The 11518-nt window shown below is 66.5% G+C and carries 11 protein-coding genes; 5 read left to right on the top strand and 6 right to left on the bottom strand.

The features are described from left to right. Positions 1 to 225: 225 nt before the first annotated feature. Positions 226 to 1413, top strand: coding sequence for a hypothetical protein (locus P1P91_RS05985; RefSeq protein ID WP_311885216.1), 1188 nt, complete (start codon positions 226 to 228; stop codon positions 1411 to 1413). Here the strand turns inward: P1P91_RS05985 and P1P91_RS05990 are convergent. Genes P1P91_RS05990 through P1P91_RS06015 form a run of 6 tightly spaced genes read right to left on the bottom strand, consistent with a single transcriptional unit; the run spans position 1410 to position 7667 of the window. Then, the gene (locus P1P91_RS05990; RefSeq protein WP_311885218.1) at positions 1410 to 3086 is read right to left on the bottom strand and encodes a hypothetical protein; all 1677 of its coding nucleotides are present in this window, start codon (positions 3084 to 3086) and stop codon (positions 1410 to 1412) included. The genes P1P91_RS05985 and P1P91_RS05990 overlap by 4 nt on opposite strands. Further along, positions 3058 to 3762: an HAD family hydrolase gene (locus tag P1P91_RS05995; RefSeq protein ID WP_311885220.1), complete on the bottom strand. Its 705-nt coding sequence runs from the start codon at positions 3760 to 3762 to the stop codon at positions 3058 to 3060. Before P1P91_RS05995 ends, P1P91_RS05990 begins: the two co-directional genes overlap by 29 nt. After that, positions 3759 to 4541 (bottom strand): SDR family oxidoreductase, encoded by a 783-nt coding sequence (locus tag P1P91_RS06000; RefSeq protein WP_311885221.1) that lies wholly within the window; start codon positions 4539 to 4541, stop codon positions 3759 to 3761. The genes P1P91_RS05995 and P1P91_RS06000 overlap by 4 nt, the downstream gene beginning before the upstream one ends. After that, a complete protein-coding gene (locus P1P91_RS06005; RefSeq protein ID WP_311885222.1) occupies positions 4538 to 5836 on the bottom strand; it encodes an FAD-binding oxidoreductase in 1299 nt (432 codons plus the stop codon). The genes P1P91_RS06000 and P1P91_RS06005 overlap by 4 nt, the downstream gene beginning before the upstream one ends. Then, the gene (locus P1P91_RS06010) at positions 5833 to 6801 is read right to left on the bottom strand and encodes a lysylphosphatidylglycerol synthase transmembrane domain-containing protein (protein WP_311885223.1); all 969 of its coding nucleotides are present in this window, start codon (positions 6799 to 6801) and stop codon (positions 5833 to 5835) included. Before P1P91_RS06010 ends, P1P91_RS06005 begins: the two co-directional genes overlap by 4 nt. After that, positions 6798 to 7667 carry a decaprenyl-phosphate phosphoribosyltransferase gene (locus P1P91_RS06015; RefSeq protein WP_311885224.1) on the bottom strand — a complete coding sequence of 290 codons (870 nt, stop codon included), beginning with the start codon at positions 7665 to 7667 and terminating at the stop codon, positions 6798 to 6800. The genes P1P91_RS06010 and P1P91_RS06015 overlap by 4 nt, the downstream gene beginning before the upstream one ends. 166 nt (positions 7668 to 7833) lie before the next feature. Between P1P91_RS06015 and P1P91_RS06020 the strand changes: the two genes are divergently transcribed. From P1P91_RS06020 to P1P91_RS06035, 4 genes are all read left to right on the top strand, one after another. Further along, positions 7834 to 8607 (top strand): SapC family protein, encoded by a 774-nt coding sequence (locus tag P1P91_RS06020; RefSeq protein WP_311885226.1) that lies wholly within the window; start codon positions 7834 to 7836, stop codon positions 8605 to 8607. 46 nt (positions 8608 to 8653) lie between these two features. Beyond that, on the top strand, positions 8654 to 10117 hold the full coding sequence (locus P1P91_RS06025; protein WP_311885228.1) for an MBL fold metallo-hydrolase: 1464 nt from the start codon (positions 8654 to 8656) through the stop codon (positions 10115 to 10117). Between the two features lie 84 nt (positions 10118 to 10201). Further along, complete coding sequence (locus P1P91_RS06030) at positions 10202 to 10402, top strand: DUF6447 family protein (protein ID WP_311885230.1); 201 nt, start codon at positions 10202 to 10204, stop codon at positions 10400 to 10402. 23 nt (positions 10403 to 10425) lie between these two features. Beyond that, positions 10426 to 11460 carry an acyltransferase family protein gene (locus P1P91_RS06035; RefSeq protein ID WP_311885231.1) on the top strand — a complete coding sequence of 345 codons (1035 nt, stop codon included), beginning with the start codon at positions 10426 to 10428 and terminating at the stop codon, positions 11458 to 11460. Positions 11461 to 11518: the final 58 nt, after the last annotated feature.

The raw sequence follows: 11518 nt of genomic DNA on the forward strand, positions 1-11518 counted from the left end.
TGGCCTCTAGGTTGCCCCGGCAGGCCTTTGGCCTGCGTCGCGCACTGAAGTGCGTTTCTGTGGCAATCTGTGCATGGTGTCGGTGGCGTTGCGCCGCTGCGCTCGCTATCCTTGCGCTTTGTTTTTCTCCGCCTTTGCAAGGATGTGTCATGCCTTTGTGGATAGCGTTATCCCGCCCCTGGCGCTGCGGCCGATGCCGGCCGTGCCGTAGCCCGAGCCGTCGTCTTGATTGAGCGTGGGCGTCAGTGGGGCTGGGCGGCGGGTGCCGTGGCCGTGGCGCTGCTGGCGGTGTGGCTGCGGGCCAGCCCGGCGCTGTTTATCCACGGCGCCAGCGGTCTGATTGACTGGAACTATACCCAGCTTCTGTTCCGCTATGATGCCGGCTTTATCAAGCGTGGCCTGCTGGGCACGCTGCTTGGGTGGCTGCCCGGCACGCTGGACTACGCCACGGCAAGCCGGGTGGCCTATGCGCTGCTGGGCGTGCTCGCCGTGGCGTTTTTGCTGCCGTTTGTGCGGGTGTGGCGCGCAGCCGAAGGGCGAGCGGGGGCGCTGTGGCTGCTGCTGCTGGCGGTAACGTCGCCGGCCACCCTTGGTCACTTTGCCCGGGACGTAGGGCGCACGGATGCCGTGGTGCTGGCGCTCGCTATAGCGCTGCTGCTGGGGCTTGGCCGCTTGGGCGGTGCCCGGCGCGGCGCGGCGGCGGCGCTGGTGCTGAGCGTTAACGGCGCGGCCATACTCATTCACGAGGCGGCATTTTTCATGGTGGTGCCGCTGACTCTGGCCTTTTGGCACTATCGCGATGCAGCCCGCGCGGCGCTGGCATGGCAGGGGGCGTGCCTGGCAGCGTTGACGGCGCTGACGTATCTGGTGTCGACCCGGGGCGGGTTTGACGCCGTGCCGCTGGCCGAGCGCTTTGCCGAGCTACAGAGCGCTTATGGGGCGCATGTAGATAAGGGTTCGCTCAGCGTTTTGTACCACACGGGCCTTGCCGAAAACGTGCGCCATACGCTGGCAGAAGGGTTTCGTCCGGCGCGGCTGGCGCACCATGCGGTGCTGTTAGCCGCGCTGTTGCCGTTTGGCTATGTGGCGGTGCGGGTGCTGGCGGCGGTGCGCCGAGACATGAGCGTACGGGCCTGGCTGCTGCTGGCAGCGGCGTTTTCACCGCTGGCGCTGTATCCGCTAGGGCATGATCATTTTCGCTGGTGGTCGCTTGCTATCACCAACGCGCTGGTGGCGTTTGCCCTGCTGTGCCGGGCCGAGGGAGCGGTCGCTGAGCGGGCGCTGGCCTGCCTGGAAGCCAGCCGGCGCTGGGTTTGGGCTGCGCTGCTGCTGGCGCTGGTCACCGGCCCGCTTGGGGTGGTGACCAGCGTGGATGTGGCCGCCGCACTGCCCTGGCTGGAAACGCTGCGTTAGCGGGTAAACACGCCGCGAAAGTCTGCCGTGTGCTTCATGTCAAGATAGCTGCGTCGGGCCTCGGGGGTGAAGCTGTGGCCCAGTGCGCGCAAGAAGTCGTCCACCGCCAGCCGGCCGCTCCGCTTGACCAGATACAGATGATCGTGCCCGGCGTAGTAGCGCACGGCAAACACTCGGTAGGCGTCGGGGTGCTGCTCCAGGTGGGCGAGTACCGCCAGCGGCGCGCGGGACACGCCATAGTTGACGTCCTGCCAGTGTGCGCCGTGGCGCTTGCCGGCCAGCGCCCGGGCGGGGGTCAGTTCGCAGATGTCTTGCTGGCACATGCTGTCGTAGTGGGCCATACCGGCGGTATGGGTAAAGATCAGGTCGGGGTCGAGCCGCTGCAGATAGCCGGGCGATACCTTGTGGCGCGCGGTGTGGGCGGTGTTGAGCCCGACCAGGTCGTATTTCTTGCCCTGGGCCCAGTAGGCAAAGCGCCCGGCTTCCGTCAGGGCGATGGTGGTGTCCGGGGGCAGGTAGCGGTCCAGATAATAGGAGAAGTAGTAGATATATTCATTGCCCTGCAGCGCACGGATAATCCGTGCCCCGCTGGAGGCCTGCTGGGCGGTGGCAGCCAGTGCCAGCACGGCAAGGCCGACGATGGCCGCCCGGCGCAGCAGCGTGGGACGCACGCGGTGAGCCAGGGCCTGGGGGAGCAGCGCGGCCCACATGATGAGCACGATTGTCCCCGGTGCCTGAAACCGAAAGGCGGCGTTCTGGCTTTGGGTGGCAAAGGCAAAGGCCAGCAGCAGGACCAGCATCGGCACCGCGGCGGCCAGCATGCGGCCGCGGCGGGGGTGCAGGGCCAGTGCAGCCAGCGCCAGCCCTGTTAGCAGCCGGTTGCTCCATAGCCAGTCCAGATGCGGGCCAAGCCCCGGTAGGCTTTCCACCGATGTGCTCTTGACGTATAGCGGCAGCGGCAGCAGCTGGCCAAAGTAGGCGTAGCGCCAGCCAAAGTAGGCAAGCCCCACGGCAGCGCAAGCCAGCGCAGCGGCCAGGTAGGGTTTGAGCTCGCGCTGGCGCCAGGCGATAACGGCGCCCAGCAGCGTGGCCGTGACGCCCATCAGCACGCCGTCCGGGCGCAGCAGCCCAAGAACAATGCCCACCGCCGGTATCAGCCATGTCCGCCGGCTGGGAGCGGCATATAGCAGGCAAAACAGGGCGGCGGTCAGCGCGCCATATAGTGCGGTACTGAACCCGGCCAGCGCGGCCTGAGCGATCTGGGAAGACAGCATGTAGAGCGTCACCAGCACGCCGGCCAGAAGGTAATGGTACCCCCGGTCGGCGGGGGCCAGCAGGCGCATGGCCAGCCAAACGATGCCGGCAAGCCCCAGGCCGTTGAGCAGCCCGGCGGCCTGGGCGACGTCAAGCCCCAGGTAGCGAGCGCCGGCAAGCATGATCATCCAGAGAAAGTCCGTTGCGCCTTCTGCCGGCGGGCCGCCGGGGAAGTAGGCGATGCCGTTGCCGTGAGCCAGGCTTTCGGCGTAGATGTACAGGATATAGGCGTCTTCGTGCAGGTGGCCGGTGGTCAACAGGTACTGCGTTAGCCCCCAGTAGGCCACCATGGCGACAACGGGAAATAGCCAGGCCGGTAGGCGCGGCGGATTATTCGGCGGAGTGTGTTCCAGAGACATGAGCAATTCGCTGCCAGCAGTGGGGTGAAAAGACATCGGCCGAATCGGCGTCGGGCGGCGGCCGGCGGCGCTTGCGCCGCATCAGCCCGGTCTCTACCAGTTGCAGCATGGGCAGGTCGCCTTCGGTATCGCCATAGGCGTAGGTGGTGGCCGGGGCGGCCCGGGCCACCAGCGGCGCGATGCGGCGGGCCTTTTCGGCACCGTGGCAGTTGCGCCCGGCCAGCCGCCCGGTGACCCGGCCGTGAGCGGTTTGGGCCAGCGAGCTGCATATCACCCGGGAAAATCCCGCCTGAGCCGCCCAGGGGGCGAGGTAGATATCCAGCGAGGCACTGACCAGCACGCATTCATGCCCCCGGGCCTGGTGCCAGTCAAGCTGTGCCATGCCGCTGGGGCAGAGCATGGCGGGGATGGCCTCGGCGGCAAAGCGGCGGCCGCATGCCTGCAGTTCGGCCATGGCATGACCGGCGAGATAGCGCTTGAGCACGATCTGCTTGGCGATGTCGTTGCGCAAAAGCCCCGCGGCATAGGCTCCCAGCACCGGCGACAGCCAGGCCAGCCTGGCGTAGTAGGCCGGCGCGCCGACGGCAAAGCGCAAAAACGGCATCAGCGTATCGCCCCAGGTCAGGGTGCCGTCAAAGTCAAAAAAGGCCACAGGTTGCGGGGGCGCCTGGTTCATAGTGACAGCCGCTTGAACAGCGTCTCGGGAATATGGCGAATAATCAGCATGATGGGATGCCAGAACCATGGCAGGTAAACCACGCTTTTGCCCCGCTGCATGGCGCTGACGATGCCGCGGGCAACCTGCTCGGGGGTGGCCCAGAGCGGGCCGCCCTTGTTGATGTCTGCGGTCATGGGGGTGTCCACAAAGCCGGGCTTGACGGTCACCACGGCCACGCCGGCACCGGCTAGCCGGTTACGCAGCCCCTGCAAGAATACCGAGACCATGCCCTTGGCGGCACCGTAGACGTAGTTGCTCTGGCGGCCGCGGTCGCCGGCGACCGAGCTTATCACGGCCAGCACGCCGTGGCGGCTGGCTTCCATGCGGTTGGCCAGGTGCGTCAGCAGGCTGACGGTGCTGAGCGCGTTGGTCTGGCACTGGGCCAGGGTCAGGTCGGCATTGCCCTGGCAGGCGGCCTGGTCGGGCAGCGAGCCGTGGGCGATGAGCGCGGCGTCAAGGCTGCCCAGATGGGCTTCGGCGGCGTCGATCAGGGCGCCGTGGCCGTCGGTGTGATTCAGGTCTGCGTGGCAGCCGTCAATTCGCCGGGCGTCGCCGGCGCGGACGCGCAGGTCGTCCAGCAGGGCCTGTAGCTTGTCGGGGTCGCGGCCTATGCAGTAAAGCGAGGCTCCGTGCGCAACCAGTTGTCGGGCGGTCTGCTCGGCAATGGCTGAGGTTGCGCCAAAAATCACCACGCGCCGTAACGGCCGGGCAGATGCGGTAAACGAAAGCAGGCTCATGGGGTGACTCGCTGCCAGAAACGGGAAGAAAAGTCGGGGTCGATAAAGCGGCTGAACGCCTCCCACTCGGGGAAGCCGGACTGAAACAGGTGGGCCGGCATGCGCGCATCCTTGGCCGGGTACAGTGCGCCGCCTGCCGCGCTGACAATCGCGTCCAGGTCAGCCAGCAGCCGCTGAGTATCGCGGCCGCGGTTGGGGAAGTCCAGCGCCAGGGTGGTGCCCGGCCGGCAGAACGACAGCATGCCCGGGGCCGGCGCATGGCCCAGGGTCTTGAGCACGGCCAGAAAGGAGCCGTCGCCGCGCCGCGCTACGGCGTCTAGCAGGGCGGCTATGGCATCTTCGGCACTTTCGGGCGGGATGACGCACTGGTACTGATAAAAGCCGCGCCGGCCGTAGATGCGGTTCCAGCGCTGAATGGCGTCCAGCGGGTAGAAAAACGGCACGTAGTGGCCAAGGGTGCCGCCGGGGTGGGTCGGCTGACGGTAGTAAAGCGCGTTGAAGGCGCGCAGGCTCAAGCCGTTGACCAGCGAAAACGGCGGGTCGAACGGTATGCGCCGGCGACGCTCGTGAAACTGGGGGAGGCGGGGTTGAGGGGCGGCATGGCGTCCGGCCATCAGCAAGCCGCGCCCTCGTGCCCGGCCCCGTGCCAGGCAGTCAATCCAGGCGACGGTGTAGGGCCAGTCTGCCTCGGCCTGACGGCTGAGCGGCCAGAAAGCGTCCAGGTTGCCAAAGCGCCAGGATGCGGTGTGCAACCAGGGGTTGTGTATGGGCAGAAGGGCAAGCTGTACTTCGAGAATCAGCCCGGTCAGCCCCAGCCCGCCCACGGTGGCGGCAAACCAGCCGTCGTCGTCGGGGCGGCAGTGAAGCACGCTGCCGTCGCTGCGCGCCAGCGTGAGCGCGTGAACGTGGTGGCCAAAGCTGCCGGCCACGTGGTGATTCTTGCCGTGGACATCGTTGGCTACGGCACCGCCGACGGTGGCAAGGCGGGTACCCGGGGTGCAGGGCAGGAACCACCCGCAGGGCACCGTCAGCGCCAGCACCTCGGCCAGGGTGGTGCCGGCTTCGCAGCGCAGCAGGCCGCGTTCGGCGTCAAACTCGATGAAGCGATCCAGCCCCCGGGTCAGCAGCAGGGTGCCGCGCTCGGTCAGGCAGACGTCGCCGTAGCTGCGGCCGTTGCCGTGGGCCAGCAGCGGGCGCGGCAGCCGGGCCGGCAGCCCGGCGTGGCGCTGGGTCAGGGCGTGGGTGGCGTCCGGCGTCACCCGGGGCAGGCGGTTCCAGGAGCCGGGGGCATTCATGAGGCGGGCTCCGTCAGGCGTTTCTCGAGGCGGCTGCCCATCAGGCAGCCAAGGCCAATGGCCACGGCAAACCACAGGGTGGCTAAACGTGTAAAAACGGTGGCGGCCACTGCCGCAGCGGGGGGCATGCCGGCCACGGTGAGCAGCGAGACCATGACCGCCTCGGCGCTGCCCAGTCCGCCGGGCAGGAAGCTTAACGCGCCGGCCAGCATGGCCAGCGCGTAGATAAAGCAGGCAAGGCCCAGCGACACGTCGGCGCCCAGCCAGCCCAGCACCCAGTGAAAGGCCAGGGCTTCGGCACCCCAGGCGACCAGGCCAAGCAGGGTGGCCTGTGCCAGCATGGCCGGCTGGTGGCAGCGCCGCGCCCGCAGGAGAACATCGCTGGCGTGGCTCAGTAGCGTCATCAGTCGGCCGCGGCGGCGTGCGGCAAAGCGGTAAAGCGCGGCCGGCAGGGCCTTGCTTGTCAGGCAGCCAAGCGCCAGCAGAAGGCTCGCGGCACCGGCCAGTACCAGCCCGTGGGCCTGTGGGTATTGCGCCAGCCCGAACAGCGTGAGCATGAGCACGGCCAGCAGGTCCGACAGGCGTTCGCTGATAAAGGCGGCGAAGGTGGCCGGGTAGGGAACGCCATGGGGCTTGAGCAGCACGCCGCGAAACGCCTCGCCGGCCTTGCCCGGGGTGGTAGTGAGGGCGAAGCCGCCGAGGTAAATGCGCAGGCTGGCAGGCCAGGTCACGGCGTGCCCCAGCTGTTTCAGATACCGCTGCCAGCGCACGAAGCGCAGGCCGTAGTTGACCAGCGATAGCCCCAGTGCTGCGCCGGTGCCGGCAAGGCCAATCTGCCCGAAGGCAGCGGTGACGTCGTGCCAGCCGCTCCAGAAGGCAACGCCCAGGTAGCCTGCCGCCGCCACGCCGATGGAGAGTACCAGGGCGCGCAGCGGCCAGCCGCGGGTGACGGTACGGCGGGTCATGCCAGTATCCACAGGGTCGCGATGAGCCAGATGCCGAGGGTGGCAAGCATGTGCCGATCCTGAATCAGGTCCCGGGCGGTATCGTTGCCTCGGGCACGCCGATGGAGCAAGAACACGTAGCGGAAAATGCCGTACACCACCAGCGGCAGGGTGTAGACCAGCGCGGTACTGCCGTGAAGCTCGACGGCCTGGGGCGAGACGGTATATAGCCCGTAGGCCAGAATGGTGCAGGCCGCCGTGACGCCGATGAACTGGTCCAGCATGGCCGGGCTGTAGTCGTCCAGCACGCGCCGCGCCAGGCTGCGGTCGGCGCGGGGGTCGTCGAGCACCAGCAGTTCGGCACGGCGTTTGGCAAAGCCCAGAAACAGGGTCACCATCAGGCCGCAGAGCAAAAGCCAGGCGGAGGGTGCCAGGCCCAGCCCGGCCGTGCCGGCGAGGATGCGCAGCATAAAGCCTGATGAAATCAAAAAGACGTCGAGTATGACCACGTGCTTGAGCCGCCATGAGTACAGCACGTTCACTCCGAGGTAGGCCGTCAGGCAGAGCGTGACGCCGGGGCTGACCCAAAGCGAAAGCGCCAGGGCGCTGGCCGCCAGTATCGCCAGTAGCTGGATGGCACGGCCGTGGGAGAGCGCCCCGCTGGGCAGCGGGCGATGCTGCTTGACCGGGTGCGCCCGGTCAGCCTCGATGTCCATGAGGTCGTTCATCACATACACTGCGCTTGCCATGGCGCAGAAGGCGGCAAATACCAGCAGAGCCTGACCCAGCGTGTCCAGGCTCCACTGGTGGGCGAAAAGCGGCCCCAGAAAGACAAAGCCGTTTTTCAGGTATTGGTGAGGGCGCATCAGCGTGAGAGTCGGCCGCATGGTCACAGCATCCGGTACGGGCATAGGCTTGAAAGGGAGCCGATTCTACTCGACTCCGAGCAAAAATGCTCGCCATCGCCGGGCCGGGTTCCGGTAGTGGCGTCGCACCGTGACACCCGATACTCTTGGAGCCCGCTGACTTTTCTGTAACCGCAAGGACTTCTTCATGCCTCAGTGGATCGCGTTATCCAGAACCGAGCATCGCCACAAGCGCCTGCTGCCCCGGGACGGCTATCGCTTTGCCGCCGCCGAGCGCGCGGTGCCCGTGTTGCTGGCCGAGCTCAACAAGGTGATTCCGCATTATTTGCTCGGTTTTATTGCCCAGGGCGAGGCGTTCGTGCCGGTCGCGCTGCTGGGCACCCGGGACAATGCCTATCTGGCACCGGACGGCCGCTGGCTGGGTGCCTACGTGCCGGCCACGCTGCGCGGCTATCCCTTTACCCTGGCCGGTGCCGAGGACGGCAGCCGGGTGCTGGCCGTGGAGGCCGGCCACCTGACCGACGACGACCAGGGCGAGCCGCTGTTCGACGGTGATGCGCCGAGTGCTACGGTCAATCAGACGCTGGAGTTTCTTCAGCAGTGCGAACAAAGCCGCGAGACCACGCTCAAGGCCACCCGGGTGCTGGCTAAACACGGCCTGCTGGCCGAGTGGGATCTGGCCGTCCCTACCGATGCCGACGGCGGCACGCCAGTCAAGCTCGACGGCGTCTATCGGCTGGATGAAGCCAGGCTGAATCAGCTCGACGGCGAAGCGCTGTGCGACCTCAAGGGCGCGCCGCTGACGCTGGCCTACGCCCAGATGTTTGCCACCGGGCAGCACAAGGCGCTGGCCGAGCGGCTGGCGTTTCAGGCCAGGCACGCAGCGCAGCAAGAGGCCCCCGATGATCTGGAGAGCTTCTTCGGTGAAAGCGACGACGAGCTGACCTTTGACTTTGACTGACCCGGCGGTCGGCACAACCCCGGCATGACGTTTCACGGAGGAGACCATGTCACTGAAGGATCAGCATCATACCCCGCGTATCATCCACCACGGCGGCGCTTCGGGCGTCACCGGCAGCTGCCACGAGCTGGTGGCAAGCCCGGAGCACTCGCTTTTGGTGGACTGCGGGCTGTTTCAGGGCGAAGACGCCGCGGCTGACGCCTTCGCCCAGCTTGAGGTGAACTTCGATATCAGCCGGGTGCGGGCGCTGGTGATCACCCACGTCCACATCGACCACGTGGGCCGGCTGCCGTACCTGCTGGCGGCGGGCTTTAGTGGGCCGATTATTTGCTCCAAACCCACCGCCGAGCTTTTGCCGCTGGTATTGGAAGACGCGCTGAAAATCGGCTTTACCCGCAACCGGGCGCTGATCGAGCGCTTTGTTGACCGGGTCCGCGAGCTGACCGTGGCGCTTGGCTACCGCCGCTGGCACGACGTGGTGAATGACGCGGGCCTGGCGCTGCGGGTCAAGCTCAAGCGGGCGGGGCATATTCTGGGGTCGAGCTACGTGGAAGTCGCCGTCAATGACAAGACGCATGGCGACAAGGGCCCTGGCCAAAGGCACCGGGTGGTGTTCTCGGGAGACCTCGGCGCGCCGCATTCGCCGCTGCTGGCGGCACCCCGTTCGCCCTACGGGGCGGACGTGCTGGTGCTGGAATCCACTTACGGTAACCGCCACCACGAAGGCCGGCGCGAGCGCAGCCAAGCGCTTGAGCGTGCCATCGAACAGGCGCTTGAGAACCGCGGCACGGTGATTATTCCGGCGTTCAGCATCGGCCGTACCCAGGCGCTTTTGTACGAGCTGGAGGGCATCGTCCACCGCTACAAGACCCGGGCCGCTCAGGCCGGCCGGCTGGACTGGAGCGCGCTGGAGATCATCGTCGACTCCCCCCTGGCCGCGCGCTTTACCCGGGTCTACCGGCGGCTTGCGCCATACTGGGACGCCGAGGCGCAAAGGCGTTTGCGGTCAGGCCGCCACCCCTTGAGCTTTGCCGGCGTCTACACCGTGGACGACCACGCCGAGCACGAGCAGACCGTCAAGTATCTGGCCCAGAGCGGCCGCCCGGCGGTGGTGATTGCCGCCAGCGGCATGTGCGCCGGCGGGCGGGTGGTCAACTATTTGCGCGCGATGCTGGGTGACCCGCGCCACCAGGTGCTGTTTGTGGGCTATCAGGGCGCGGGCACCCCGGGGCGGGACATTCAGCGCTACGGCCCCGCCGGCGGCTACGTGGTGCTCGACGGCGAGCGCATTGACATTCGCGCCGGTGTGACCACCATCAGCGGCTATTCGGCCCACGCCGGGTGCGACGACCTTTTGCGCTTTGTACGCCGCATGCGCCGCTGGCCGGGGGAGATCCGTCTGGTGCACGGCGACGACCACGCCCGCCGGGCATTGAAGCAGGAGCTTGAGGCCATGGCGCAAAAGCGCGGTGAGAACGCCAGGGTGATGCTTCCGCAAAACGCGGTCTGACCGGCCCGGGGGTTTGCTTTTGTGCCGCGAGTGGTTTTAACTGGCCGCCGATTATCGCTTGGCTGAAACATCGGGGAGTATTTCATGGCAGACACGCAAACGCTGACCATAGACGGTGTCGATTACCGGCTGGAGGAACTTTCCGAAGGCGCGCGCCAGCAGGTGGCCAACCTGCGCGCCGTGGACGAAGAAATCGAGCGGCTGCAGCGTAGCCTGGCCATTGCCCAGACGGCCCGGAGCGCTTACGCTCGCGAGCTGGGCGATGCCCTGCCCAAAAAACACTGAACGTTGGCTGACAGGGCACACGGATGACGCTGGCTGCCGGGCACCGCGAGCGGGATGAACAGCGCACGCGGGCGCTATTCAATGCCTTGAGCCTGATAAAGGTGTTCGGGGCGTCATTGGTGATGGCCTCGCACTATGCCGGGGCGTATTTTTCGACGTCGTTTTATAGCTATGGCACAGGGTGCTTTTTTGTCGTGGCAGGTTACTATGCGCTTAATCAGGAGCGCAGCCGCGGTTTTTACTACCTGCTAAAGCGCCTTGCGCGCCTGTACCCAGGGTATTTGCTCGCAGTACTGATATATTTACTGGCGCGTCCGCTGCCGCTGGCCGAGTGGCCGGAGCTGCTTGGGCATCATTTGGTGTTTTTACTGACGGCGTCCGAGCCGGCGACGGTGTTTGCCCTGAATCCGCCGTTTTGGTCGCTGCCGGTCTTTTTCACATTCTTTGCCCTGGTGGCCTGTCTGCCTCGCCTTGAAGTGCGCGGCTGGCAGGTGGTGGTGCTGATGGGGATGGCTGCAGCGACCGTCATGCTGGGGGCAGATCAGTGGCGTAACGGCTACCTTGAGCTTCTGGCGTGGCCGCTGCACTTGTATGCCTTCTGGCTGGGCGGCTGGCTGGGGCGCGTCGTGCAGTTTTGCCTTGAGGGCATGCGCCACCGCTATACGCTGCTGGCGGGCGGGCTGATGCTGGCCGTCATTGCCTGCGGGATGTTTCATGAATGGCTGACCCAGACGGTATTTGGCGGCGAAACCTATGCCTACCGCGGCGCCATGGTCGTGCTGCATGCCGCACTGTTCTGGTGCGTCAGCCGCAGTCCGCTGATCACAAGGCGCCTGGCTGTGCTCAACTTTCTGGGTACCGTCAGTTTTGGCGTGTTTTTATTCCATGAATTGCCGATACTCTGGCTGAAGTCCGTTTTTCCAGCGCCTATCGCCGTGGTGGGGTCGGCGGCGTTGTCGGTGGTGCTGGCCTGGCTGTCCTGGCGCTGGGTTGAAGTGCCCGCCCAGCGCTTTATTCGGCCTCGGCTGGCGCGGTGGCAGGCAAGCGTGGCGTCATGACGGTGGCCGGGTGACGCAGCAAGCCCTCAATAGACATATGGCGAAAGGAGCCTGACAG

Origin of the sequence: Halomonas piscis, from assembly GCF_031886125.1 — a bacterium.
Lineage (GTDB): Bacteria > Pseudomonadota > Gammaproteobacteria > Pseudomonadales > Halomonadaceae > Vreelandella > Vreelandella piscis.